The following is a 24,657-nucleotide window of genomic DNA, read 5'->3' on the forward strand; positions in this document are numbered from 1 at the left end:
GCCGTGGACCGGGCGAATTGCTTGCCAAGCGCGATGGTGCCGTGCGCAAACGGAAAATGCGGTTGACTTGTTGGCGGTTTTTCCGAGCGGGTAAACTTCTCTAAGTTGTTATTAGTACGAGATAAAAACCGGGATGCAGGTTGACTCGGCGCGTAGCTTCGCGCCCGTTACGCGGCACCTACGCGGCACCTACGCGGCACCTACGCGGCACCTACGCGGCACCTACGCGGCACCTACGCGGCACCTACGCGGCACCTACGCGGCACCTACGCGGCACCTTGGCCTCATACAGGCGCGCATGTGCGTCGATACGTCTCGATAAGCCGATCCGACGATGTCAAAGAGCGGCCGGCAAGGGCCGACACGTCATCCAAGCAGACGAAATCCTACATTTAAAGGGGCAGCGAACGGGTACGCACCAAGCTCGGGCTCTGTCGATTGGCCTGTGGTGCGCGCAGGAGCGTGTGGCGCAATGCCCCTGACAGATGCCGGAGGCTAGCCGCTGGTGGTCGGCGCTTCGTCGGGGGTGGCCGAGTCGAGATGCCAGCCGCGAACATCCTTGACCATCGCCTTGCCGCAGCCGGTGCAATGGCTGCGCATGACCGGGCCGTCGTGCCGGGCGTGACGTCTGTCGCGTTGATGTACTCCGAACAGACAACGCGGAAGTTGCAGGAGCTTCATAGGCGATCTCCGGAGCCTTTGGCTGGCTCCGGAGGACAACATACACGCCGGGACCGAAGTCACCTAGTCCCGATCAACTTACGGTTGCTCACTTCTTGCTAGCGTCTGTTTGCTAGCGTCTGTTTGCTAGCGTCTGTTCGCGATTACAGCCGCGCGTTGACCGAGATCGGGGCAGGGGCGTCCATACCGCCCAGGCCGCCGCACGCGCCATAGGTGCTGCTGCGCGTGCCGGTAAGGCGCTGCGCCTCGGCTGCGATCGCGCCCATCATCTCGACCGAGAGCTCGATCTGGCGCGACAGGATCTGCTGATTGACGGCCGAGGCGTCGCGCAGATTGCGGCTGACCTCGGAGAGCTCGAGCCGGCTTTCCGGGTCGAGCTTCTCGGCCCAATCAGCGGATTCGCGCTTCAACCGCGCAAAATCGGCTTCGATCCGGCCGGTGAGGCGCAGCTTGGCGGCGGCGATCTCGCCCAGCTCGGGGATATAGGCCTTGCGAGCGAACTTCTCGCTCTCTTCTTCCATGAGAGCCGTGAGCGAAACCATCGCGTCGATGAGCGGAGCGATCATTACTTTCCCTGTTGCAGCTTGAGGATCGATTCGAGCACGGCGGGCGCCAGGCCGATGCCGCCGCGATTGGCCATCTCGGTGCCGAGCTTCTCGGCGAGCACGCCCTTGAACATCTCTTCGCCAGCGCCGCCGTTGACTTCGCCCTTTTCGACGCTTTCGAGCATCATCTTGGTCATCTGGCCGAGGAACATGCCTTCGAATTCCTTGGCGGTCTGGGCGTTTTTCGGGTCGACCTTGCGGACGGTGGCCGTTGCAGCCGCGGGGAGGGCGTTGAGTTCGTTCATTTACTGGACCTCAATCTCGGCCTGAAGCGCACCGGCGCTCTTCACGGCCTGAAGGATGGTGATCAGGTCGCGCGGGGACACGCCGAGCGTGTTGAGCCCGCTGACCAGCGCCTGGAGCGAGGCGCCGCTGACCATGGCGAGATGCGCGCCATTGCCGTCGTCGACCTGCACCTGGGTGCGCGGCACGACGGTGGTCTGGCCGTTCGATAGCGGTGCGGGCTGCGAGACCTGCGGGCGTTCGGACACGGTGATGGTCAGACCCCCCTGGGCGATCGCGACGGGAGTGATCCGCACGTCGGCGTTCATCACCACCGTGCCCGATGCTTCGTTGATGACGATGCGGGCGGGCTGATCGACCTTGATCTCGAGGTCGCCGACGCGAGTGACCAACTCGATGACGTTGCCGGCGAAGTTGGCGGCGGGCTGGAGCTGCACCGTGCCCGGATCGAGCACGTGCGCGCTGCCCGGATATTTGCCGTTTATCGCGCCGGCAATGCGGTCGGCGGTGGCGAAGTCGGGGTTCTTGAGCGCGAGCTTGAGGCTGGTCGCCGATTTGAGCGCATAGGGGACCTCGCGCTCGACGATCGCACCGCCGGCAACGCGTGCCGACGTGGTCACGCCGCGGCTGACGCTGGCGGCGGCGCCCTGGCCCTTGAAGCCGGAAACGGCGACCTGGCCCTGGGCGACGGCATAGATCTCGCCGTCGAGCGCGCGCAACGACGACGCGATCAGCGTGCCGCCCTGCAGGCTGGAGGCATCCCCGAGCGCGGACACCTGAACGTCGATCCGCGAACCCGAGCGCGAGAAGGGCGGCATCGTCGCGGTGATCGAGACCGCAGCGACGTTCTGGGTGCGCATGTTGGTGCCGCGGATGTTGACGCCCATCCGCTCGAGCATCGCCTGCATCGATTCCTCGGTGAACGGCGCGTTGCGCATGCGGTCACCGGTGCCGGCGAGGCCGACGACGAGACCATAGCCGACGAGCTGATTCTCGCGGACATTCTCGACATCGACGATGTCTTTGATCCGCGTCTGCGCAAGCGCATGCGGGCTGGCGACGAGCGCCAGCAACGGGAGCAGGAACGAAGCGGCGATGCGCTGCATAAACCCTCGGACTAAGTGGAAAAACCGCGGTAACTTTCTTATAGAGGAAAGGTGGCCAATGCGGGCCGAGAGGGTTTGATTTCGTGCGGATCGACAGCCTTATGCCGCTGATGGCACGCAGCCTGCTGGCGGCGCTGCCCAGGGCCGCGGCCAGTTTTCCGGTCGCCGAAGAAGAAGCCGTCGCGCGCCAGATGCCGATGCCGGGTACCGGCACGACTCAGCCGGTGCCGACCGTGGCGATGCTGGTGACGCTCGCCGCTGCCGATCCCTCGATCGAGCGGCGGCGCAAGCAGGCCGTGGATGCCGAGCGCGGGATCAATGCGCTCGACAAGCTCCACAAGGAAATTGCGACCGGCACGCCGAGCGTCGAGCGGCTGCGCGAGATCGTCGAATGGTCTGAGAATCTGGAGCCGTCGGACGATCCGGTGCTCGCGGGCATCCTGTCCGACATCGACCTGCGCGTGCGGGTCGAGCTCGCCAAGGTCGACGTCCAGGCTTAACTTTATTCCCCTCCCTGCAAAGCAGGGAGGGGAATTTGATGTATCACCGCACCAGATCGAAGCGGTCGGCGTCCATAACCTTGGCCCAGGCGCGCACGAAGTCCTGCACGAACTTGCCGCGGCCGGCATCGTCCGAGGCATAGACTTCGGACTGGGCGCGGAGCTGCGAATTGGCGCCGAACACCAGATCGGTGCGCGAGGCAGTCCATTTGTGCTCGCCGGTGGCGCGGTCACTGCCCTGGAATTCCTCGTCGCCGGTGTCGTCGACCTGCTTCCACGCTGTGCCCATGTCGAGCAGATTGACGAAATAGTCGTTGGTCAGCTGGCCCGGCCGATCGGTCAGCACGCCGTGCCGCTCGGCCTTGGGATGGTTGATTCCGAGCACGCGGAGGCCGCCGACCAGCACCGTCATCTCGGGCGCCGACAAGTCGAGCAATTGCGCGCGATCGACCAGCAATTCCTCGGTCGGCACGTTGAACTTGACCGAGAGATAATTGCGGAAGCCGTCGGCCTTGGGCTCGAGCGGCTCGAAGCTCTCGATATCGGTCCATTCCTGGCTGGCGTCGCCGCGGCCCGAAGTGAACGGCACGGTGACGTCGTGGCCGGCCGCCTTCGCCGCCTGCTCGACACCGAGATTGCCGCCCAGCACGATCAGATCGGCGATGCTGACACTGCCGCCGAAGCCGGCCTTGATGTCCTCATAGACGGCGAGCACTTGCGCGAGCGCGGCGGGCTCGTTGACTTCCCAATCCTTTTGCGGGGCGAGGCGGATGCGCGCACCGTTGGCGCCGCCGCGCTTGTCCGAATTGCGGAAGGTAGAGGCCGAGGCCCAGGCGGTCTTGACCAGTTGCTTGATGGTCAGGCCCGAATCGGCGATCCTGGCCTTGAGCGTGGCAACGTCGCCATCGCTGAGCGGGGTGCCGGCGGGGATCGGATCCTGCCAGATCAAATCCTCGCCAGGCACTTCCGGACCGACGTAGCGCGCCTTGGGGCCCATGTCGCGATGCGTCAGCTTGAACCACGCACGCGCGAAGGCGTCGGCGAAATAGGCCGGGTCGGCGCGGAATTTCTCGAGGATTTTCCTATATTCCGGATCGTCCTTGAACGCCTTGTCGGCGGTGGTCATCATCGTCGCGACCTTCTTGCCGGGCGTGTGCGCGGCCGGGGCGAGCGTCTCTTCGGGGTCGCCGACTGGATGCCACTGGTTGGCGCCCGCCGGGCTCTTGGTCAGCTCATAGTCATGGTCGAGCAGCATGTCGAAATAGCTCATGTCCCACTGGATCGGCGTGGGAGTCCATGCGCCTTCGATGCCCGAAGTGATCGTGTGATCGCCCATCCCGCTCTCGTGCGTCGAGGCCCAGCCGAGCCCCATCTGCGCGAGGTCGGCCCCCTCGGGCTCGCGGCCGACATGCTTCTTCGGATCGCCCGCGCCATGCGCCTTGCCGAAGGTGTGGCCGCCCGCGGTGAGCGCTGCGGTCTCCTCGTCGTTCATCGCCATCCGGCTGAACGTCGCACGCAGGTCGCGCGCCGAGCCCTTGGTGTCGGGCTTGCCGCCCGGGCCCTCGGGATTGACGTAGATCAGGCCGTGCTGGATCGCCGCGAGCGGCTCCTCGAGCGCCATGCCGGCCTCGTCGTCGATCCGGGTCTGGCCGAGCCATTCCTCCTCGGTGCCCCAATAGATGTCGCGCTGGGGCTCGAAGATGTCTTCGCGGCCGCCGCTGAATCCGAAGGTCGGGCCGCCCATCGATTCGATCGCGACATTGCCGGTGAGGATGAACAGATCCGCCCAACTGATTGCGGCACCGTATTTCTTCTTGATCGGCCAGAGCAGCCGGCGCGCCTTGTCGAGATTGCCGTTGTCCGGCCAGGAGTTGAGCGGGGCGAAGCGCTGGCCGCCCGAAGACGAGCCGCCGCGGCCGTCGCCGGTGCGATAAGTGCCCGCCGCGTGCCACGCCATGCGGATGAAGAACGGGCCGTAATGCCCGTAATCGGCCGGCCACCAGGGCTGGCTGTCGGTCATCAGCGCGGTCAGGTCGGCCTTGAGCGCCTGATAATCGAGCTGCTCGAATGCCTCGCGATAATTGAACTCCGGCCCATAAGGATTGGGCGAGACGCCGTTTTGGGTAAGGATCTCGAGGCTGAGCTGCTCGGGCCACCAGTCGCGGCTGGTGCGGCCGAGCAGTTTGCGGAGCGCCGCCGGCTGCTTCTGCGGATCGCTGATCGGGCTGCCTGAAGTCGGTGCGTCCATGGCTCGAATCCTTCCGTAGGGGAGATTTTCCCGCAGCGTAGGTCGGCGCGATGAATGACGGAAACGATTAAAACCGCTCACCGCAAGCGCGAAAATAAATGACGCGGTGCAGCGTCAGCGGTTGGCCTTGGCGACCTTCATCACATAGCTGATCACTTCCGCCACGGCGGCATAATGCTCTACCGGGATCGGGTGGTCGATTTCGGCCGAGGCATAGAGTGCGCGGGCGAGGGGACGGTTCTCGACCAGCGGAATGTTGTGCTCGGCGGCGACTTCGCGGATCTTGAGCGCGATCGCGTCCACGCCCTTGGCGACCACGATCGGCGCGTTCATCGCACCGTGATCATATTGCAGTGCAATGGCGTAATGCGTCGGGTTGGTGATGATCACGCTCGCTTTGGGGACGTTGGACATCATCCGGCCCTTGGCGCGCTGCATCTGGAGCTGGCGGATCTTGCCCTTGATCTTGGGGTCGCCTTCGCTCTGTTTGTACTCGTCCTTGATCTCCTGCTTGGTCATCCGCATCTTTTTGAGGAAGGTGAAGCGCTGATAGACGAAGTCGAACAGAGCGAGCGCGCCGACGAGCATCGCGATGGGCACCAGCATCGCATAGACCATGTCGCTCGCCGCCGCGCCCATCGAGACGAGGTCGGCGCCGACCAGCTTGTCGATCCCCGCCGCATGCGGCCAAGCGACCCAGGCGCCGATGCCGACGACGAGGCACAGCTTGGCGAGGGTTTTGAAGAACTCGACCAGGGATTGCTTGCTGAAGGTCCGCATGAAGCCGGTGACCGGGTTGAGCTTGGACCATTTGGGCTTGATCCTGCTGGCGGACAGCATCGGCCGGCCCTGCAGGAATCCGCCGAGCAAGGCGAAGCCGAACAGGGCGGCGAGCATCGGCGCGAGGTTGCTGAAGATCGCCCCGAACAGGCCGGTGGCGAAGTTCTGCGCGCCGGCGGGCTCCATGCGAAAGTCGTCGGCGCTGCCCCACAGCCGCACGAACAAAGAGGCCATCATCTGCATCGTATAGGTGCCCAGGCCCCCCATCACGACCAGCGCCGCGACGAACATCGCGGCGTGCTTCATCTCGGGTGCCATCGGCACTTCGCCGCGTAAGCGGGCATCCTCGAGCTTCTTGTCGGTGGCGTCTTCGGTCTTGTCTTCCTGGTCGGTATCGCCCGACATCACCAGCCTCCCTGCATCGCGTCACCCATTTCGGTGGCGAAGACCGTGAGCATGGTGCCGACGGTGGCGGCGAACAGGCTGATCCCGAGCAGCAGATTGAGCGGCTGGGCGATGAAGAAGACCTGGATCGCCGGGGCGATCCGCGCCGACAGGCCGAGCGCGACGTTGAACACGATGCCGTAAACGATCAGCGGCGCGGAGAGGCTGATGCCGAGCGTCATCGATCGGCCGATCGCGGCAATGGCGAGCTGGGCGAAATCCTGCATCGGCGGAATGCCGCCGATCGGGAAGCTCTGATAGGAGTGAATGATCGCGCCGAGCCAGAGATGGTGGACCTGCATCCCCATGCAGACGAGCGCGGCGGCGATGCCGACGAACTTCGAAAGCATCGGCGCCTGGCTCGCCTGCATCGGATCGAAGATCACCGCGGAGGACAGCCCGACCTGGGTGCTGACGACCGAGCCGGCCATCGAGATCGCGAAGAACAGGATCTTGACGATCATCCCCATTGCGAGCCCGGTCATCAATTCGGTGACGATCACCGCGGGAAGCACGGCGCCGCCCTGGAGCGCGACGCGCGCGGGCTCGCCGAGTGCACCGTACAGCGCCGCCGACATCGCGAAGGCGATCATCAGCCGGATCCGGCCGGGGATCGAATCCTCGCCGAACACCGGTAGCAGCATCAGCACCGCGCCCACCCGGGCGAACACGATGAAGAAGGCCGAGACCTGGAATTCGAGATCGGGCGGCAGGATCATCCGGTGATGATCAGGTCGCTGACCTTGGCCATGAAGCCCGACAGCGCCTGCCCCATCGTCGGAAGCATCAGCAGAAAGACGAGACCCATCGCGAGCAGCTTGGGCACGAAGGTGAGCGTAGTCTCCTGGATCTGGGTCAGTGCCTGGAGCAGGCCGATCGCGGTGCCGACGATCAGCGAGGTCAGCAGCAGCGGGCCCACCACGGTGAGCACCAGCAGCAACGCCGCCTCGGCAAGCTGGATGACCTCACTCGGCGACATGCGTCAGATCTGCATCCGCATGATGTCGGTATAGGCGCTGACGACGCGATCGCGGACGGCGACCATCGTGTCGAGCGCGGTCTCGGCGGCGCCGATCGCAGTGACGACGTCGATCAGATCGCCCTTGCCGGCCACCTGCATCGCCGAGGCCTGCTCGGCGGCGCGCATCTGCTGGGCCGTGCCGGTGACGAGGTCTTCGACCATCGACCCGAAGCCGCCGGCGCCGTCGGTCTTGCCGGCAGGCGGTTTGCCGAGGGCGTTGCCGATCCCTGCGACCTTGCCATAGGCAGAAGTCGCATCAAGTGCTCCAATGGACATGGATATTCCTCTTACTTGAGAAGGTCGATGGTGCGCATCGTCAGGCTCTTGGCCGCCTCGATGGCATTGAGATTGGCCTCGTAGCTGCGCTGCGCGGCCTTCATGTCGGCGCTCTCGACGAGGCCGTTGACGTTGGGCTTGAGCACATAGCCCTGCGCGTCCGCGGCCGGATGGCCGGGCTGATAGATGCGCGAGAAGTCGGACTTGTCGCTCTCGATCGACTGGACCTTGACTTCGGTGGCACCGGTGGCGCGATCGACCTGGGCCTTGAAGCTGGCGACGCGACGGCGATAGGGATCGCCGCCCGGAGTCTGCGCGACCGAATCCTGGTTGGCCAGATTCTCCGCGATCACGCGCATCCGGAGCGACTGGGCGCGAAGCCCGGAAGCCGAAACGCCGAGCGATGCCTTCAAGTCCATTGGGTCGAGCTCCACAGCGGCCGAGCGGCCATTTCCCTCATTGTAGGCAATTGTTGCCGGGGGTGGGGCGGGGAGGCGGAAAAAACGTACCTAGGCAAAATTTGCCGGGTCGAGCGCCGGGTGCCGCGAAACGCTTCCTATAAGAAAGTCAGAAAGGGGCGTTCATGTCCGTACTCGACGAAATCATGATCGACATGTCGATCGTCCTCGGCTCGGCCGAGATCCCGATCCGCCAGATGCTCAAGATGAGCCGCGGGGCGATGATCCCGCTCGATTGCGGCCAGGACGATCCGAGCCTTGTCTATGTGAATGGCGAGCTGGTCGCGCGCGGCCGCATCCTCGTCGACGGCGAGAACATGTCGCTCGAAATCTCGGAACTCGTGAAGAAGTCGCGCAACTGATGGACATTCTCTCGATGATGCGCACCTTCGGGGCGCTCGGTCTGGTGCTGGGCATGCTCGCCGGCGCGTTGTGGGTGGTGCGTCGCTACGATCTCAAGCTGCCGGGCCGCGTCTCGGGCGGCGCGCGCAAGCGGGTCGAGCTGGTCGAGCGCCTCGCGGTTGACGCCAAGCGCTCGATCGCACTGATCCGCCGCGACGGCTGCGAGCATCTGATCCTGATCGGCCCGGACGGCCATCTGACTCTCGAGACCGGCATCACCGCGCCCGCGCCGGCAGCTGCCCCGGCTCCGGCAGGACCCGCGACTGGCGCAAATTTCCAGGCAGACCTCGCCGCCTTCTCCAACAATTTCGGCAAGCTGGTCGAGCTTTCGCGCAGCAAGATCGCTGCCGTGCGCGGCGCCAATGATGACGAGAGCGACGACGACGACGCGGACGCCGCGCCGGCCGAAATCGCAACCGCAGCCGATCTTCCCCAGACCGCGCCCCGCAAGCGCACCCGCCGTCCGCGCGATACCAAGCGCTGGAATCGTGCCGCGGTGCGCGAGGCGCTCAATGCGTAAACTTCTGATCGCCGCCATGGCTGCGATCGTGTTGCTGCCGGTGGCAGCGCACGCGCAGGCGGCCGGCGGTACTACCATCAACCTCGGGGGAGCCACGGGCGCCGGCGGCCAGCTGTCGGCCAAGGCGATCCAGATGGTGCTGATGCTGACCGTGCTCAGCCTCGCCCCGGGGCTGCTGATGACGGTCACCAGCTTCACCCGCATCGTGGTGGCGCTGTCGCTGCTGCGCACCGGCATCGGCGCGCCCGGCGTGCCGCCCAATCCGGTGATCATCAGTCTCGCGATGTTCCTGTCGTTCTTCGTGATGGCGCCGACGTTCGAGAAATCGTGGAACGAAGGCGTCGACCCCTATACCAAGGGCAAGATCACCGAGCAGGTCGCGTTCGAAAAGACCGTCGCACCGTTCCGCACGTTCATGCTGGGCCAGGTGCGCGAAAGCGATCTCAAGCTGTTCGCCGATTTGGCCAACAAGCCGGTCACCACGCGCGCCGAGACGCCGCTGACCACGCTGGCGCCGGCGTTCATGATCTCCGAGCTGCGCCGCGCGTTCGAGATCGGCTTTTTGTTGCTGCTACCGTTCCTGGTGATCGACCTCGCGGTGTCCGCGGTGCTGATGGCGATGGGTATGATGATGCTGCCGCCGCCGACGATCTCGCTGCCGATGAAGATCATCTTCTTCGTGCTGGTCGACGGCTGGGCACTGGTGGCGGGATCGCTGGTGAAGAGCTTCGCGACGTAGCTGGGCGGGATGAAGGATAGGAATGGTCCTCGGTGAAAGCCGGGGCTCTTTTCATTCGAGGACAGACGGTGCAGTCTGCGATCCTCCCCCGGAGGGGGAGGGGGGCCAGCGGAGCTAGTGGAGGGGTAGTCGCCGCATGCTGCACGGCCCGAAATCTACACAGAAGCGTGCCCGCGCGCTGCGGCGGAACCTCACCCTGCCGGAGGTGCTGCTCTGGCAGGCGCTCCGGCAGCGGCCTGCGGGACTCAAGTTCCGCAAGCAGCATCCGGCAGGACGCTATGTGCTCGATTTCTTCTGCGTAGAGTGCCGGCTAGCGATAGAGGTTGATGGCATGGCGCTTGAATGCGGCGACGCGCAGCAGCGTGACGCGCAACGTGATGCATGGATACTAAGCCAGGGCGTTCATGTGGTACGCATCCCGGCGGCAGACGTGCTCACGCATCTGGAGGCAGTCGTTCGCTTCATCGTGGGCACGGCCCGCGGCGACTACCCCTCCACCAGCTTCGCTGGTCCCCCTCCCCCTCCGGGGGAGGACTGAATCAATCAGCTATCCAGGTTGCAGTGCTCGAGCCAGGGGCCGAGATCGTTGTACGCGATCGGCTCGAGGAAGATCAGGCCGGCTTTGTCTTCGGTCGCCCAGCGCGTCGTGCAGCGGCGCGACGGGAGGCCGGGAACCGAGAGGATGATCTCGGTGTCTTCGCGCGGCGGCTTGGGCAAGGCGATGCGCGCGCCGCTTTGCGATACGTTCTCGAGGGTCACGTCGATATAGCGGCCGAAGCAGCTGATCCGCGCAGCGCATTCGACGTCGAAGCGCGGCGCGCGCGGGGCGGGGCCGCAAAAGCGCTCGAGGCTGGCCTTGGCCTGGGCGAGGATGTGATCGACGTCGATCGCCTGCGCGAACTCGACGCCGGCGCGGCCCTCGCTGCTCCAGGCTACGGAGCCTTCCAGGCGATCGCCGCTGCGCAGCTCGACCGTCACCCAGCTGCCATGGCCGAGCGTATGGTGCGTCTCGAGCATCATTCCGGTCATCGAGATGTTTCGGATGCGGCAGAGATGTTCTGCCGAGCCGCGACTGAACAGCTTGCCCACCAGCAATGTGGTGACGGTGCGCGGCGCGCGATCGAGGGCAAGGTCCGCTTCAGCGGTCTGGTTTTGGGTCAGGTGCATGGCTGTCCCTCCTGGTCGATGTGATCCCCTCGCCGTGCACTATTGCCACGGCGAGGGCGGGGCTGTGGCGTCCGTAAAGCTACGCTCCGGGTCATGCCGGGTTTGCCTGAGTCACGGCGACCTTGCGGAGCACGCCGGCACCGAACGCCTCGGGTGCAGCGCTCATCACGACTTTGCGGAACGTCTCGAGATCGGGGATGAGCCCGTCGGGGCCGGCCGCCATCGGCGTGCGGTAGGTGCGCATGTTGATCGCGTGGAGCAGCAGCGGCATCCGAGCGCTGACGAACTCGGTCCTGTCGGCAGGCACTTCGAGCTGGAGCTCGAACTCGACATAGCCCGACAGCCGGCCGTCGGCGAAGACCAGGGGCGCGAGCACCTTGCCGGCGTCGACGAAGCTCGGCGCGACTGCGTCGGCACGCGCCGAGCTGGACGATTGGGGCCCTAGCAGCAGCACCGTCGCATACGCCGCACTGCCGCCGAGGCCGAGGCCGGCGAGGAGCGTGACGATCAGGAACAGGGTCTTCTTCATGGTACCCTTCCTCAGAATTTGAAGCTGGAGTCGCTGGGCAATGCCGAGGCTTCGGCTTTGAGCACCACGGTGATCCGGCGGTTCTCGGGGCGGTTCGGCTGGTCTGGGTAGACCGGCTTGGTCGCGCCCATTCCGACGATCTCGGCGAAGCGGTCGGGAGTCATGCCCGAGCCGATCAGCGCCTGCCGCGCAGCGAGCGCGCGCTCGCTCGAGAGGCGCCAATTGGCGTCGCTCTGGACGCCGCCGGCGCCGTCGGTGTGGCCCTCGATCGCGATCTGCGCACCGGAGACGCCGAGCTTGGCGGCAACCTTGGCCAGCATCGCGCGGGCATAGGGGTTGAGCTCGGCGGTGTTGGCGCGGAACATCGATTGCTGGTCGGTATCCATCAGCGTGATGCGCAGCCCGTCGCGGCTCGGATCGATCTGCACGTTCTTCTTCTGCCCCGAATCCTGCGGGGACGAGTCGAGCGCGATCTGCAGCTCGGAGGCGAGCACCCGCATCGACGCATCGGGCACGCTGGCGGTGCCGCCGCGCGCGCCGCCGGCAGTGGCGGCCTCGCTCGTCGGCGTGCCCTTGGCCTTCGATTCGTCGGTCGAGTTCTTGCGCGAACGGCCGCCGGCGCCCGCCGCGTTGCCCTGCAGCGGCGTCTGCGGGGCGGTCTCGCCGAGCGTGGGGGTGAAATATTGGGCGAGGCCCTTGAGCCGCTCCTTGTCCGGATTGGAGATCAGCCAGAGCAGCATGAAGAACGCCATCATCGCCGTCACGAAGTCGGCATAGGCGACTTTCCAGGCGCCGCCGTGATGCACGACGGCGGCCTTCCTGACCTTCTTGATGATGATCGGGCGGTCATTGGTCATTGGTGAAACCGATCCATTTGCCCGAGAGCGCATCGCGCAGCCGTTCCTGGACCTCGGCGAGGCGGACATGGCCGATCGCGGTCAGCGAATCCTCGCCATTGGCGATCCGCTCGAGCAAATTCGCGCACTCGTCGCTATGCTGGATGAGATAGTCGAACGACTGGAGTTCCTCGATATGGGCGTGGGCGAATTGTTCGTCGGCGACGAGCGCTTCGGCCAGCCGCTCGAGCATGTCGCGAATCTCGCGCAGCTCGCCCGCCATCACGCTGTGAAGCGCACCCGAATAGGGATCGTAGCCGGACATCGGCTCGATGGGGACGGGCTGGGAGGACACGGGCAGACACGACATCAGAACAGCTCCAAGTCTCCGCCGACGGGCGGCAGGGCAACGGGGACGGGGGGGCGGTCGGGCACGCGGTCGGCCACCTTGGTGCAGCGGCTCCTGCCCTCCTGGGGAAGAAACTCGATCTTGCGCGCCGAAGTCCCGCCGACGTCGCTGTGCGCGACCTCGATGCCTTCGGTCTGCATGAAGCGATGCGCGAACGCGGCGTTCGAGGAGCCGATCGATCCGAGCCCCGAGACGATGTTGGCGCCGCCATAGATATGCGCGCGCAGCCGAGTGCGCATCGCGCCCTTCTTCATCATCCCGTTGATCAGAAGCTCCATCGCATGAATGCCGTAGCGCTGCATGTCTCCGGCCGAGACTCGGTGATCGGCGCTGGGCTCGCCGAGAAGGAAGTGGTTCATTCCACCTACCTTCGCGACGGGATCGTAGAGGCAGGCAGCCACGCAGCTGCCGAGCAGAGTCGTGATGACGACGTCCGGCTCCACCACGATGGCATTCTCGCCCTGAACGATCGCCATGCGTCGCATCAGGTCAGCTCGCCGAACACACGCTCGATTTTTTCCTTCAGCGCCGCGGGCGAGAAGGGCTTGACGACATAGTTGTTGACCCCGAGCGCCGCGGCCTTCTGGACGATCTCCTTGTCGGCCGAACCGGTGAGCATGATGAACACGGTCTTGCCGATCACCGGATCGTTGCGCACGGCTTCGAGGAACTGAAGGCCGTCCATCTCGGGCATGTTGAAGTCCGAGATCACGAGATGGACGCGATCGGTCTTGATCGCCGACAGCGCTTCCGAAGCGCCCGACTTGTCGCGCACGTCCTTGAACCCCAGATCCTGCAGCGCGCGACGGATCATCGCACGCATGCTGGTCTGATCGTCCACGACCATAACCTTGATTGCTGCAGCAGCAGGCATCAGACGCTCCCAACTTTTTCGCGGCATGCCTTGAGGATCGCCTCAGGCATCGCAGACAAACCAACTTCCTTCTCGACCGCGCCAAGCTCCACCGCCGCGCGGGGCATGCCCCATACGACGCAGGTGTCGCGGCTCTGGCTCAGCGTACGGGCACCGGCCCGGCGCATCGCCAGCAGACCTTCGGCGCCGTCCTGACCCATCCCCGTCAGGATCGCCCCCACTGCGGAAGCGCCGAGCGGCGCCACCGAGCGGAACAGCACATCGACCGAGGGCCGATGGCCAGTGACGAGATCCCCGGAACGCAGCTTGATGCGCCCGGCGACGCCGCCGGAGAGCTCCATGTGCGTTTCGCCCCCAGGTGCAATATAGACGGTTCCCGGCTGGACCTGTGCGTTCTCCGTAGCTTCCACGACCCGAACGCTACATTCCGCGTCGAGGCGCTGGGCAAAGCTGCGCGTGAAGCTCGCCGGCATGTGCTGGACGATCAGCACCGGCGGGCAATCCGCGGGCAGCGCCGGCAGCAGCGAGAACAATGCCTCGACCCCGCCGGTCGACGATCCGATCGCGATCAGCTTGCCCAGGCCGCCGCCAGCGACGCTGGGCTGCTGGGGCAGCCGGCTGGGTCCGGCGCGGGCCACCGAACGTGCCGCCGTCTTTACCTTTTCGCAGAGCAAGGCGGCGTCGCGCTCGATGTCTTCGGGCGTGCCGCTCGGCTTGGTGACATAGTCGACGGCGCCGAGGCGCAGCGCTTCGATCGTGACTTCGGCACCGCGTGCGGTGAGCGTCGAGCACATCACCACCGGCATCGGGCGGAGGCGCATGATGCGTTCGAGGAACGACAGCCCGTCCATCCCGGGCATCTCGATGTCGAGCGTCAGCACATCCGGATTGAGCTGCTTGATCATGTCGCGCGCCGCGAACGGCTCGGGCGCCATGCCGACGACTTCGATCTCGGGATCGGCCGAGAGCATGCGCTTCAGCGTCGCCCGCATCGAGGCGCTGTCGTCGACGATAAGGGTGCGTACCGGTCTCATCCCTTGGCCTCCGGCTTCGCGTAGATCGTATGCCCGCACGACTTCATCCGGCTCGCCGCTGGGCCGATCAATCGTTCGGAATGGCCGATATAGAGATGACCGCCGGGCGCGAGCTGGTTGACGAAACGCTCCTCGAGCTCCTCCTTTGCGGGATCGCCGAAATAGATCATCACGTTGCGGCAGAAGATCACGTCGTATTGGGCCTTTAGCGGCCATTTCTCGAACAGGTTGAGCACGCGCGCGGTGACCAATTGGCGCGCCTCGTCGGCAACGGTGAAGCCGCCCGGCGCGGGACGCATCCACGCGCTGCGATACGGCTCGGGAACGCCCGATGCGATGTTGTCGGCGTAGAAACCACGCTGGACGGAATCGACGACGTGCGGTGCGATGTCGGTTGCCAGCAGGCGAACGTCGGCAGTGCGCAGCCAGGTCGCCGACGTGCGATCCGGGCCGAGCAGGCACATCGCGATCGTATAGACTTCCTCGCCAGACGAGCAGCCCGCCGACCAGATCCGGATCGGGCCCTGCTTGCGCTTGAGCACTGGCAGGACAGTCTCGCGGAAATGATCGAAGTGATGCGGCTCGCGGAAGAAGTGGGTGTGGTTGGTGGTCAGCGCCACCACCATCGCATGCCGCTCCTGCGCGTCCGCCTGGACCATCGCGACATATTCTGAGAAGCGGCTGAGGCCATGCTCGCGCAGACGCCGCGCGAGGCGGGACTGGACCAACGTGGTCTTGGCCTCGCTCAGCTCGATGCGGGCGTCGCTGTGCATGATCGCGGCGATCGCTGCGAAATCGCGGGGCATGAGCTCCGCATTCGCCGCCGCCATCGCATTGCCGCCGGCGAGCGCCACGGCGCCCCCGGCGCGGCTCACGCTGCCATATCCAGATGCTTGGTCAGGCTCAGCGCTTCGAGATCGAGCAGCAGCACCATCGTGCCGTTCTCGTCACGGGTGCCGTCCTTGGCGCGGGTGGTGATGCGTACCAGCCCGTCGATCACGCTCGCCTCGATCGTCTCGACTTCAGGAGCCGGCTGGATATCGCTGCGGGTAATCCCGACGATATCGTTGACTTCGTCGACGAGGAAGCCCGCCTGCTTGCCGCCGATGCTGACGACGAGGATGCAAGAGCGGGCATGGATCGCACTCGGCTCCCAGCCCAGCCGCTCGGCGAGGCCGACGACCGGGATGACGTTGCCGCGCAAATTGCTCACGCCCTTGATGAAGCGGGGCACGTTGGGGAGCGGAGTCGGCTCGTCCCATTCGCGGATCTCGATGAGCGCACCCATGTCGATCCCGAAAGTCTGCTTGCCGAGCGTGAAGGTGACGATCTTGCAGTCGCTTGCCGTTTCGGTGGTGGTGGTCATGCGGCCAGTCCTTTGGGGGTGTAGCGGTTGGCCGAGGCGACGAGCGCCTCGATGTCGAGGATGAGTGCGATCGAACCGTCACCAAGGATGGTGGCGCCGCCCAGCCCGCGGATCGGATGAAGGTTCTGGTCGAGGCTCTTGATCACCACTTCGCGACGGTCGTCGATGGTATCGACGACGAGGCCGACCTTGCCGTGCTCGCTCTCGACGATCACCACCAGCGAGTCCTCGATCAGACGATCGTCGTTGAGGCCGAAGATTTCCGTCGTGCGCTTCACCGGGACATACTCACCGCGCATGTCGATCACTTCGGTGTCGGGCGAGGTGCGCTTGACCTGGCCCGGCTCGGGCTGGACGGTCTCGAGCACATGCGCGAGCGGCAGCACGAAGCGCTGGCTGGCGAGCCGGACGATCATGCCGTCGAGGATCGCGAGCGTCAGCGGCAGGATCATCGTGAAGGTGGTGCCTTCGCCGGGAACCGAGTGGATCTCGACGCGGCCGCCCAGGGCTTCCACGTTCGAGCGGACCACATCCATGCCGACGCCGCGGCCCGAGATGTTCGAGATCGTCTCTGCGGTCGAGAAGCCCGGCGCGCAGATCAGCTGGTCGATTTCCTCGTTCGAGAGGACTGCATCGGCGGAGATGATCCCCTTTTCGATCGCCTTGGCCTTGACGCGTTCGCGGTTGATGCCGCGGCCATTGTCCTGGACGCGGACGAAGATGCGGGCGCCCTTCTGCTCAGCCGAGAGCTTGATCGTTCCCACCGGAGACTTGCCCGCGGCGATACGCTCTTCGGTGCTTTCGAGGCCGTGGTCCGCGGCGTTGCGGATCATGTGCGTCAGCGGATCGCCGATCTTCTCGATCACGCCCTTGTCGACTTCGGTCGTCTCGCCGACGGTTTCGAGCTCGATTTGCTTGCCGGTCTCGACCGACAAGTCGCGCAGCATGCGCGGCACGCGGCTGAACGCCTGCTTGATCGGCTGGGCGCGCAGCGACATGACATTGTCCTGGATCTGGCGCGTGAGGCGCGCGAGTTCCGGAAGCTCGACGCGCTGGCGGTCTGCCGGTGACAGCCGGTCGGCGAGGATCGAATTGCGGATCACCAGCTCGCCGACGAGATTGAGCAGCAGATCGAGCTTCGACAAGTCGACGCGGATCGTCTGCGACGCCTCGTTCGCCTGCTTGGGCGCCGCGCTCTCGGTCGGCATCACCGGCGCGGGCGTCGGCGTCATCGGTGTGGCGGCGAGATCCGCCACCACTTGCTGGACCTGCGCAGTGAGGTCCTCGATCGAGGCCGTGACCGGCACGAACGGGATCAGATCCTCGGCGGGGGGCTCCAAGTCGAGCGAAGGCGCCGGAATTGGCTCAAATGCCGGGGCAGGGGCCTCGACTTCGTTGCGGGTGATTTCGATCAGCGAATCCGGCGCTACGAAGTCGAAGCAGTCGTCGATGTCGTTCCGCGGAACGTCACCCGGCATGCTCAGCAGCCAAGTGAAATAGGCGTCTTCAGGATCGAGATCGCGCAGCGGCGGCACGTCCGACACGTCGACCGACTCGACCGTCGCGCCGAGCGTCTCGAGCTCGCGGATGAGGAGCATCGGCTCGCTGGCATTGGCGAGCGCGGCGCGCGACGGCTTGAAGCGGATCGTCCAGCTCGCAACCGAAGCCGCGGGCCCGGCAGGTGCGTCGAAATCGTCAAGCGAGAAGGCGACCGGCATGAAGCCGAAATCGTCCTCGGCCGGCGCTGCCGCGACGGGGGCTGGCGCAGCTGCCGGCGCGGCGGCAGCGGGAGCGCCGCCGTCTTCGACGACACCCTTGTCGGCGAGCACCTTTTCTAGCGCGGCAAGCGCGGCGGCGTCGTTCGGACGCGGCGCGAGGCCCTTGGCGGTCTCGACGTGATCGGCGAGCACGTCGAACGAGCTCAGCATCACCTTGATGACGCCCGGGGTGGGGGCGATCTTGCCGCCGCGTACCTCGTCGAGGACATTTTCGAACCGGTGCGCGAACGCGGTCAGATCGGCATGGCCGAACGCGCCTGCGCCGCCCTTGATCGAGTGGACTGCACGAAACACGCCGGCGATCGTCTCGGCAGAGATATCGCCGGTCTGCATCGCCGAAAGGCCCTGCTCGGCGGCGGCCAGACCTTCAGTACATTCTTCGAAGAAGATTGCCTGGATTTCGTCGAGTTCGTCGCTCACGGGCAGACGCGGCGGATCGCCGCTCCGAGCTTGGTGGCTTCGAAGGGCTTGGTGATCCAGCCGGTGGCGCCCGCCGAGCGCGCGCGTTGCTTCTTCTCGTCGGAGAATTCAGTCGAGAGGACCAGGATCGGGAGGCCGCGGAACTGGCCCTCGGCGCGGACTGCCTCGATCAGCTCGAAGCCGTCCATCTTGGGCATGTTGATGTCGGTGATCAGCAAATCGGGCTGAACCTCGTGCATCCGCTCGAGGCCGTGCTGGCCGTCATTGGCGCTCTCGATGCGATAGCCCTGCGCGGTCAGCGACGTCTTGAGCAGCATGCGCATGCTTGCCGAATCGTCGACGGTAAGGATCAACTTGCTCACAGGGTATCTCCGGTTTCGAGGCCGATCGCTTCCGCCATGCGGCAGCTAGTCACGCGATTGACAAAGGCTTGGCTGGGGTTGGCGATACGGAAGCGCTGGCCGTTGGCCATCGCCTCGTTGCGCGCGGCGACGAGGAGCTGGAGCACGGCCTGGCCGACGCTCTCGACCTCGGACGCATCGACTTCGATGGTGTCATCGAGATCGGCGGCGAGGACGAAGCGGATGCGCAGTTCTTCCGCAGTGACGGTGGTGCCGTGCGCCGGGAGGCGCAGCGAGCGGTCATCCGCCGCTTCAGGCAGTGGCAGGGTTGAGTCCATTTTTCGCCTCGTCGAGTGCAGTTTCGAGTTGCTGGAAGCTCGGCGCATAGTCCGAGGGCGTCATGCGGCGGGCGATCTCGATCGCGACCTGAACCGGCTGGTTCTGGGCGTAAGCGACGATCGCGGTCTTCGCGATGAAATAGGGCTTCGCGTCCGCCTCGATCGTTTCCATCAGCTTCGCGGCGAGCGGACCCACCACGCAATAAGCGAGGAGCACGCCGAGGAAGGTGCCGACCAGCGCGCCGCCGATCATCGCGCCGAGGATCTCGGTCGGCTGGTCGATCGAGCCCATCGTCTTGATGACGCCGAGCACGGCGGCGACGATGCCCAAAGCGGGTAGGCCGTCGGCTACGACCTGCAGCGCATGCTGCGGCCCGGCCTCTTCGTGGTGATGCTTCTCGATATCGGCGTCCATCGCCGCCTCGAGCTGATGCGGATCCTCGAAATTGACCGTCATCATGCGCAGATAGTCGCAGATGAACTCGATCAGGTGATGATCCTTGAGAAGGCGCGGATAGGGAGTGAAGAGCGAGCTTTCCTCCGGCGCGTCGAGATGCGGCTCGAGCATGGTCGCGCCGCCCTTCTTGAAGGTCGCGAGCACGGTGAACATCAGGGTCAGCAGGTCCTTATAGTCCTGCGCTTTCCATTTGCCGGCTTTGAACGCACGCACGATGCCGCGCCCGGCCTTCTTCACCGTCGACATCGAATTGGAGACAATGAAAGCACCGATAGCCGCGCCGGCGATCGCCATCATTTCGTGCGGCAATGCGTGGAGGATGATGCCCATCTTCCCGCCAGCCATCACGAAGCTGCCGAATACGCATCCGAGGATGATGAGGAAGCCGACGCCGTTCAGCATGATCTTGCCGCTTTTCTTTCTCTGGTGTTTCCAGAATTATAGGACGAATTCCGAAGGTCGCGGCGTGCCGCGTCCTGAATTGTTCAGGCGGCCTGGCGATCCTGCCAGTCGATCACCGCGAGATAATTGCGCAGGCGGTTGCGCTCGAGCGAGGCGATCAGCGCATTGTCGTGATAGGGCAGGACGATCTGGGCCACTTCGGGTGCCCAGGGCGCGGTGGCGTCGAAGACGATGCCCAGCCCGAACACCGCCGGGACGAAGGCGAACGCCAGATCGGCGCCCTTGGCGCGCTCTTCGGCAAGGAAGTCCTCGACCGCGGTCAGCACGCCGTTGCGCGGGCCGCCTTCGTGGAGCGCGACTGCAAACTGGCCGGCGCCGCGGAAGCCGCGATTGTCGAGCACGGCCGGGTTGTCCAGCGTCACGCCGGCATCGAAGCTGTGCGGATGGAGCCACTCAGCCGGAATACGATCGGGCGCATAATAGAAGTCGCGGCGGCCGCAGGGCCAGCTGACGTCGTGCAGCAGCGCGAGCAGTGGCTTGCCGTCGCGCTTGGCGAGTTCGCCGGCGATCCGCATCTCGTTCGAGACGGTGTAGTAGTTGTGATCGCCATCGATCACCCAGGCGTCGATGTCCTTGCAGCCGGGCATCGCCTCGAGGCTCGGCGCGGCGACATGGTCGACGCTGGGGCTGCTCGCGACCCAGTCGAGGAATTCCTGCTTCGGGCAGGGATCGATGCTGGTCAGGCTGCCACCGGTCGCCTGGGCATACGCGGCGAGCTGCTGCGACGTGCCGCCGAACTCGGCGCCGACCTCGGCGAGCGTGCGCGCGCCGGCGGCGTGGAGAACGCGGAGGATGATGTCGGAAAACTCGGTCATCGAGTGGATCAGCAGGCTGCTCATGCGGAAGCTCCAGTGGCGAGAAGGGCGTTGTGGGTCGCCGGCGCGGGCTTGGCCTCGCGCCTGGCGATGGGGCGGAAGACTACGGCTAGCATCATCTTCTGGTCGTCCGCGCGCGGTGGCGGCGGGACCATCATGAAGCCGAATTCGTCGTCGCACTTGAAAAGGTTGGGGGCGGTCTGCTCCATGCCCTCAAGCGAAGGCGAAGCGGCAATTTCCACGCCCGACTTCGGAGTATCGCTGAGGAACTCCTTTACCGGCATGAAGGTGACGCCCTCGACTTGCAGCCAATCGAACAGCTGGCCGAACTGCAGGCCGACCGAGAAACGGCAATCGTCGATCGGGATCGGCGCGAGATAATAGCCGTCATGCGTCGGCGTGGCGGTGACCGCACCGGTCGTGACGTTGGTGCCGTCGGCGATGATCACCGGCAGCGAAATCGTCTGGTCGACGAAATCGGCATATTTGAGCGCCATCCCGAACCGCTGGCTGGCGAGCAAGGCGAGCTTGAGCGACAGGCCTTCGCCCTGCAGCTCGGCCGGCAGATACATGCGCTCGGCGCCCTTCATGTAGAACAGGCCGCGCTGGCGCAGGCCACGCTTCGCCACCGCCGCGTCGAACAGCGGAACGGTGTCGTCGACGCCGAGGTTTATGTCGTGCTCGAATTCCGCGACGAGCGCGAGCTCGTCCGCCATCGGCAGGAACATCAGCCGCGTGAGAACGGAGGCAGCAGTGCGGCGCCACATCGTCACGGCGCACGGTGCCGAAGCGCGAAGGATCGCGTCCTGCTGGGCATGGACGAAACGGATGCAACCGGCCTGGATGCGATCGCGGATCGCGCTCTGGCGGCCCTTGATGCTGCTCTCGCGGCGGATCGGCGTGCCATCGAGCTTATAGTCGATCACCGAGCCCTGTGCGGCGGTGCAGGTCTGCTCGAGCACCGCGACATTGCGGCTCATCGCCTCGAGCGTGTTCGCGTCATAATTGGCCGGATCGAGCAGGCCCTTCTTATCGAAGCCGGTACGGAACTGTTCGCGCAGCAGCAGATAGCGACCGGCGACGTTGACCCCGAGCAGGCGCTTGAGCACCGGCTCGATTTCGTTCTGGACGGTGCCGTTATAGCCGAGGTCGACCAGCATCAGCGTGTCGCCCGTGGCGGGATCGACGGTGCTGCGGACATGCTGGGCGAGGCGATCGGCGAACGCCTTCGACGCCTTGACGATGCGACGCATCTGCGCGGGATTGCGGATCGCCTTGAGGAAGGCGCCGATCCGGCCATGGGCGGGCAGCGCCTTGTTGACCATTGCGATCTCGGTTGGCGAGAGCAGCAACTGCTTCATCATCGTGTCGAGATCGGTGGTCAGCTCGCGCTGGAGGTAGCTCTCGACCGCCTGCTCGTTGACGAACGAAGCGGCGACCGCGGTGAAGCGGCTGATCTCGATCGCGTGGCCGACGGCATGCTTGCCTGCCGCCCGATGGACGATGAGCGGCAGATGCCCGTCGCGCATCAGGAACAGGTAATGGACCTTGCCGCCGCGCCGGGTCTCCAGCGCCGCAGCCTCGTCGCCGAGCCAGCGGTCGAAGCCGTGCAGCACGGGGCCGAGCGTGGCGAAGCCGAAGGCCTCGGCCGGGTCGGTGATCGTCGGCTCGGCCGAAGCGAGCGCGGCGCGGTGCGGCTGATGCGTGGTCGCGATCCCCGACGCCTGGGGATGGAGCATCGCGCTCACCGCCGCCTCGAGGCGCAGGCGCTGTTCGGTCGCTTCGCCGAACTGTTTCAAGTGGAGAGTGTTGACTCCGAACGGCGCAACGCCGTCGACGTCGGCGCGCTTGTTGTCGCCGATGTGCAGGATTGCCTGGGGCGCGACGCCGGTCTCGGCGAGGACCTGCTTGTAGAGGCCTTCGCGCTTGGATTGACCGTAGACCGAAGAGCAGAAGAAGCGGTCGATCAGATTGGCGACGTCATCGCCCGCGGCGACCGCGATAAGCCCGCGCAGCTGGTCGGCATTGAGATAGGTGTCGGAGACGATGATCACCTGCAGCCCGCGACGCTTCGCTTCGCGCATCAGCGCGACGGTCGGCGCGAAGGCGAAGCAATGCAGCGCCTCGGCCGCCAGCTCGTGCTCGACGGCGATGGTGCGCTCGGCCAGTCCCGCATTGGGGAGCAGCTCGGCATAGATTTCCTCGATGCTCACTTCGAAACGCGTGCGGCGCAGTGCCGAGGCGTTGCGTGCGCGCTGCTCAGCCCAAATGCGCTGCTGCACCGTGGTGTCGGGCAGCAGGCCGAACAGGTCGCCCGGCGCATGGGTATCGCGCCACAGCAAGGTATCGAAGCAATCGAGCGAAAGCATCTTGATGCCGTCGCGCCCATCGAGCGCGCTCGGCAGGGCATGCGGAAGAATGAAGTCGGCCAATGCAGTTTCCCTGGAAAATGCGTCCCGCATCGGTGGACGCATGATTCTTATAGGAAGAGCGAAGACCAGCTCGGCAAAATCTTCCTAGAATGAGATCGTCAGCAAAGGAGCCCGCATGACACTCACTGCCTACCAGCACGCCCGCAGCCGGGCGGAAACGCCGCGCGCGGCCGAATTCCGGTTGATGAGCCAGATCACCGGCGAGATGATGGATGCCGAGACCGCCGGTCTCAAAGGAGCGATGCTGATGCAGCCGCTTCACCGCAACCGCGAGATGTGGTCGGCCTTCGCCACCGATTGCGGCGCGACCGGCAACGGTTTGCCCAATGAGCTGCGTGCGCAGATCATTTCGCTGGCCTTGTGGGTCGAGCGGTTCACCAGCGACGTCGTCTCCGGGCGCGAGCCGCTCGGCGAGTTGATCTCGCTCAACCGCACGATCATGGAAGGCCTGCGCGGACAGCGTCTCGCCGCCTGAGCAGCAGCCTCACGATCAGTAAAAGGGCGCCGTGGTGAGACCGCGGCGCCTTTTCTGTTTGGCGAATGGTGGTTAGTACGCCGACCGTTTTCGGATCATGGCCGATGAGCAGCTATTCCGCGTCGCCGAGCATCGCGGTAGGAAGGTGCGGAAGCGATACACGGGGGCACGATGCGAACGATCGGCTTGATTGGGGGAATGAGCTGGGAAAGCTCGGCCGAATATTACCGTATCCTCAATCAAGGCGTTCGGGACCGACTCGGCCCAACGGCATCGGCTTCCTGCCTGCTCTGGTCGTTCAATTTTGCAGAGATCGAGGCGCTACAGCATCAAGGTGACTGGGACCGCCTGACCGCTCGCATCGTGGACGCCGCGCAGCGGCTCGAGGCCGGCGGCGCCGACGTGCTGTTGATCTGCACCAACACCATGCATCGAATGGCACCCGCGGTTCAGGCGGCGGTGAAGGTGCCGCTGCTTCACATCGCTGACCCCACTGCCGAGCGCATCAAGTCGGCTGGCTTTCGAAAGGTCGGACTGCTCGGCACGGCGTTCACGATGGAACATGACTTTTACAAGGGGCGATTGGCCAAGCAGCACGGCCTGAGCGTCATCGTTCCCAGCGAAGCGGATCGCGCGACGGTTCATCGTGTAATCTATGAGGAGCTGGTCGCTGGGAGAATCGTTCCGGCTTCGCGGGAAGCTTATCGAGACATAATCGCGCGCATGGTCGAGGCTGGTGCAGAGGCGGTGATCCTCGGATGCACCGAAATCATGCTGCTGATTGGCCCCCAAGACAGTCCGGTTCCCGTTTTTGACACGACGGCGATCCATGCGGCAGCGGCGATCGAGGCAGCGCTGGCTGGCTGAACGGCAGCTTCCGGGTCGCCGCAGTGCGGCGACG

At 65.2% G+C, this 24,657-nt stretch carries 32 protein-coding genes; 7 read left to right on the plus strand and 25 right to left on the minus strand.

What is annotated here, in order from left to right; all coding sequences use genetic code 11:
- Positions 1-495: 495 nt before the first annotated feature.
- From E5A73_RS08815 to E5A73_RS08830, 4 genes are all read right to left on the minus strand, one after another.
- Positions 496-681 carry a hypothetical protein gene (locus E5A73_RS08815; RefSeq protein ID WP_135963445.1) on the minus strand — a complete coding sequence of 62 codons (186 nt, stop codon included), beginning with the start codon at positions 679-681 and terminating at the stop codon, positions 496-498.
- A gap of 143 nt (positions 682-824) precedes the next feature.
- Entirely contained in the window at positions 825-1,247 is a 423-nt protein-coding gene (locus tag E5A73_RS08820) for a flagellar protein FlgN (protein WP_135963446.1), read from the minus strand.
- Entirely contained in the window at positions 1,247-1,531 is a 285-nt protein-coding gene (locus tag E5A73_RS08825; RefSeq protein ID WP_135963447.1) for a rod-binding protein, read from the minus strand. The genes E5A73_RS08820 and E5A73_RS08825 overlap by 1 nt, the downstream gene beginning before the upstream one ends.
- Positions 1,532-2,635: a flagellar basal body P-ring protein FlgI gene (locus tag E5A73_RS08830; RefSeq protein WP_135963448.1), complete on the minus strand. Its 1,104-nt coding sequence runs from the start codon at positions 2,633-2,635 to the stop codon at positions 1,532-1,534.
- A 110-nt stretch (positions 2,636-2,745) separates the two neighbouring features.
- Between E5A73_RS08830 and E5A73_RS08835 the strand changes: the two genes are divergently transcribed.
- A complete protein-coding gene (locus tag E5A73_RS08835) occupies positions 2,746-3,135 on the plus strand; it encodes a flagellar assembly protein FliX (RefSeq protein WP_135963645.1) in 390 nt (129 codons plus the stop codon).
- Positions 3,136-3,178: 43 nt separating this feature from the next.
- Here the strand turns inward: E5A73_RS08835 and katG are convergent, their stop codons facing one another.
- The 6 genes from katG to flgC all read right to left on the minus strand — a co-directional run bounded on the left by katG (position 3,179) and on the right by flgC (position 8,323).
- Positions 3,179-5,383, minus strand: a complete 2,205-nt coding sequence (katG, locus tag E5A73_RS08840; RefSeq protein ID WP_135963449.1) for a catalase/peroxidase HPI — start codon at positions 5,381-5,383, stop codon at positions 3,179-3,181.
- Positions 5,384-5,497: 114 nt separating this feature from the next.
- Complete coding sequence (gene flhB / locus E5A73_RS08845; RefSeq protein ID WP_135963450.1) at positions 5,498-6,568, minus strand: flagellar biosynthesis protein FlhB; 1,071 nt, start codon at positions 6,566-6,568, stop codon at positions 5,498-5,500.
- Positions 6,568-7,326, minus strand: coding sequence for a flagellar biosynthetic protein FliR (gene fliR, locus E5A73_RS08850; RefSeq protein ID WP_135963451.1), 759 nt, complete (start codon positions 7,324-7,326; stop codon positions 6,568-6,570). Before fliR ends, flhB begins: the two co-directional genes overlap by 1 nt.
- Positions 7,323-7,586, minus strand: coding sequence for a flagellar biosynthetic protein FliQ (locus E5A73_RS08855; RefSeq protein ID WP_135963452.1), 264 nt, complete (start codon positions 7,584-7,586; stop codon positions 7,323-7,325). The genes fliR and E5A73_RS08855 overlap by 4 nt, the downstream gene beginning before the upstream one ends.
- Before the next feature lie 3 nt (positions 7,587-7,589).
- Positions 7,590-7,904, minus strand: coding sequence for a flagellar hook-basal body complex protein FliE (fliE, locus tag E5A73_RS08860; RefSeq protein ID WP_135963453.1), 315 nt, complete (start codon positions 7,902-7,904; stop codon positions 7,590-7,592).
- Positions 7,905-7,915: 11 nt separating this feature from the next.
- Positions 7,916-8,323, minus strand: a complete 408-nt coding sequence (flgC, locus tag E5A73_RS08865) for a flagellar basal body rod protein FlgC (RefSeq protein WP_135963454.1) — start codon at positions 8,321-8,323, stop codon at positions 7,916-7,918.
- A 164-nt stretch (positions 8,324-8,487) separates the two neighbouring features.
- On the opposite strand from flgC, the gene E5A73_RS08870 reads away from it, so the two are divergent.
- The 4 genes from E5A73_RS08870 to E5A73_RS08885 all read left to right on the plus strand — a co-directional run bounded on the left by E5A73_RS08870 (position 8,488) and on the right by E5A73_RS08885 (position 10,561).
- Entirely contained in the window at positions 8,488-8,724 is a 237-nt protein-coding gene (locus tag E5A73_RS08870; protein ID WP_100281864.1) for a FliM/FliN family flagellar motor switch protein, read from the plus strand.
- A complete protein-coding gene (locus E5A73_RS08875) occupies positions 8,724-9,284 on the plus strand; it encodes a flagellar biosynthetic protein FliO (RefSeq protein WP_135963455.1) in 561 nt (186 codons plus the stop codon). Before E5A73_RS08870 ends, E5A73_RS08875 begins: the two co-directional genes overlap by 1 nt.
- Positions 9,277-10,023 (plus strand): flagellar type III secretion system pore protein FliP, encoded by a 747-nt coding sequence (gene fliP, locus E5A73_RS08880; protein WP_135963456.1) that lies wholly within the window; start codon positions 9,277-9,279, stop codon positions 10,021-10,023. The genes E5A73_RS08875 and fliP overlap by 8 nt, the downstream gene beginning before the upstream one ends.
- Positions 10,024-10,159: 136 nt before the next feature.
- Positions 10,160-10,561 carry an endonuclease domain-containing protein gene (locus E5A73_RS08885; RefSeq protein WP_135963457.1) on the plus strand — a complete coding sequence of 134 codons (402 nt, stop codon included), beginning with the start codon at positions 10,160-10,162 and terminating at the stop codon, positions 10,559-10,561.
- Positions 10,562-10,566: 5 nt separating this feature from the next.
- On the opposite strand, the gene E5A73_RS08890 is transcribed toward E5A73_RS08885, so the two are convergent.
- From E5A73_RS08890 to E5A73_RS08960, 15 genes are all read right to left on the minus strand, one after another.
- Positions 10,567-11,190, minus strand: a complete 624-nt coding sequence (locus tag E5A73_RS08890; protein ID WP_135963458.1) for a PilZ domain-containing protein — start codon at positions 11,188-11,190, stop codon at positions 10,567-10,569.
- Positions 11,191-11,281: 91 nt separating this feature from the next.
- Positions 11,282-11,719, minus strand: coding sequence for a hypothetical protein (locus tag E5A73_RS08895; protein WP_135963459.1), 438 nt, complete (start codon positions 11,717-11,719; stop codon positions 11,282-11,284).
- 11 nt (positions 11,720-11,730) lie between these two features.
- Positions 11,731-12,576: a flagellar motor protein MotB gene (locus E5A73_RS08900; RefSeq protein ID WP_135963460.1), complete on the minus strand. Its 846-nt coding sequence runs from the start codon at positions 12,574-12,576 to the stop codon at positions 11,731-11,733.
- Positions 12,566-12,925 (minus strand): hypothetical protein, encoded by a 360-nt coding sequence (locus E5A73_RS08905; protein ID WP_135963461.1) that lies wholly within the window; start codon positions 12,923-12,925, stop codon positions 12,566-12,568. The genes E5A73_RS08900 and E5A73_RS08905 overlap by 11 nt, the downstream gene beginning before the upstream one ends.
- Complete coding sequence (locus E5A73_RS08910; protein WP_135963462.1) at positions 12,925-13,449, minus strand: chemotaxis protein CheD; 525 nt, start codon at positions 13,447-13,449, stop codon at positions 12,925-12,927. The genes E5A73_RS08905 and E5A73_RS08910 overlap by 1 nt, the downstream gene beginning before the upstream one ends.
- Positions 13,449-13,838, minus strand: a complete 390-nt coding sequence (locus tag E5A73_RS08915) for a response regulator (RefSeq protein WP_206366432.1) — start codon at positions 13,836-13,838, stop codon at positions 13,449-13,451. The genes E5A73_RS08910 and E5A73_RS08915 overlap by 1 nt, the downstream gene beginning before the upstream one ends.
- Positions 13,838-14,872, minus strand: a complete 1,035-nt coding sequence (locus E5A73_RS08920) for a protein-glutamate methylesterase/protein-glutamine glutaminase (RefSeq protein ID WP_135963463.1) — start codon at positions 14,870-14,872, stop codon at positions 13,838-13,840. The genes E5A73_RS08915 and E5A73_RS08920 overlap by 1 nt, the downstream gene beginning before the upstream one ends.
- Positions 14,869-15,747 (minus strand): CheR family methyltransferase, encoded by an 879-nt coding sequence (locus tag E5A73_RS08925; RefSeq protein ID WP_240700099.1) that lies wholly within the window; start codon positions 15,745-15,747, stop codon positions 14,869-14,871. The genes E5A73_RS08920 and E5A73_RS08925 overlap by 4 nt, the downstream gene beginning before the upstream one ends.
- On the minus strand, positions 15,744-16,238 hold the full coding sequence (locus E5A73_RS08930; protein WP_135963464.1) for a chemotaxis protein CheW: 495 nt from the start codon (positions 16,236-16,238) through the stop codon (positions 15,744-15,746). Before E5A73_RS08930 ends, E5A73_RS08925 begins: the two co-directional genes overlap by 4 nt.
- Positions 16,235-18,436 (minus strand): chemotaxis protein CheA, encoded by a 2,202-nt coding sequence (locus tag E5A73_RS08935; RefSeq protein WP_135963465.1) that lies wholly within the window; start codon positions 18,434-18,436, stop codon positions 16,235-16,237. The genes E5A73_RS08930 and E5A73_RS08935 overlap by 4 nt, the downstream gene beginning before the upstream one ends.
- Positions 18,433-18,798: a response regulator gene (locus E5A73_RS08940; protein ID WP_135963466.1), complete on the minus strand. Its 366-nt coding sequence runs from the start codon at positions 18,796-18,798 to the stop codon at positions 18,433-18,435. Before E5A73_RS08940 ends, E5A73_RS08935 begins: the two co-directional genes overlap by 4 nt.
- Positions 18,795-19,115, minus strand: coding sequence for an STAS domain-containing protein (locus E5A73_RS08945; RefSeq protein ID WP_135963467.1), 321 nt, complete (start codon positions 19,113-19,115; stop codon positions 18,795-18,797). The genes E5A73_RS08940 and E5A73_RS08945 overlap by 4 nt, the downstream gene beginning before the upstream one ends.
- On the minus strand, positions 19,090-19,974 hold the full coding sequence (gene motA, locus E5A73_RS08950) for a flagellar motor stator protein MotA (protein WP_135963468.1): 885 nt from the start codon (positions 19,972-19,974) through the stop codon (positions 19,090-19,092). The genes E5A73_RS08945 and motA overlap by 26 nt, the downstream gene beginning before the upstream one ends.
- Before the next feature lie 83 nt (positions 19,975-20,057).
- On the minus strand, positions 20,058-20,873 hold the full coding sequence (locus E5A73_RS08955) for a class I SAM-dependent methyltransferase (RefSeq protein WP_135963469.1): 816 nt from the start codon (positions 20,871-20,873) through the stop codon (positions 20,058-20,060).
- Entirely contained in the window at positions 20,870-23,281 is a 2,412-nt protein-coding gene (locus E5A73_RS08960; protein WP_135963470.1) for an HAD family hydrolase, read from the minus strand. The genes E5A73_RS08955 and E5A73_RS08960 overlap by 4 nt, the downstream gene beginning before the upstream one ends.
- A gap of 115 nt (positions 23,282-23,396) precedes the next feature.
- On the opposite strand from E5A73_RS08960, the gene flaF reads away from it, so the two are divergent.
- Together flaF and E5A73_RS08970 are read left to right on the plus strand one after the other, a co-directional pair.
- Positions 23,397-23,756 (plus strand): flagellar biosynthesis regulator FlaF, encoded by a 360-nt coding sequence (flaF, locus tag E5A73_RS08965; protein WP_135963471.1) that lies wholly within the window; start codon positions 23,397-23,399, stop codon positions 23,754-23,756.
- A 171-nt stretch (positions 23,757-23,927) separates the two neighbouring features.
- Positions 23,928-24,623 carry an aspartate/glutamate racemase family protein gene (locus tag E5A73_RS08970; protein WP_135963472.1) on the plus strand — a complete coding sequence of 232 codons (696 nt, stop codon included), beginning with the start codon at positions 23,928-23,930 and terminating at the stop codon, positions 24,621-24,623.
- Positions 24,624-24,657: the final 34 nt, after the last annotated feature.

Source organism: Sphingomonas gei (genome assembly GCF_004792685.1).
Taxonomy (GTDB): Bacteria; Pseudomonadota; Alphaproteobacteria; order Sphingomonadales; family Sphingomonadaceae; genus Sphingomonas; species Sphingomonas gei.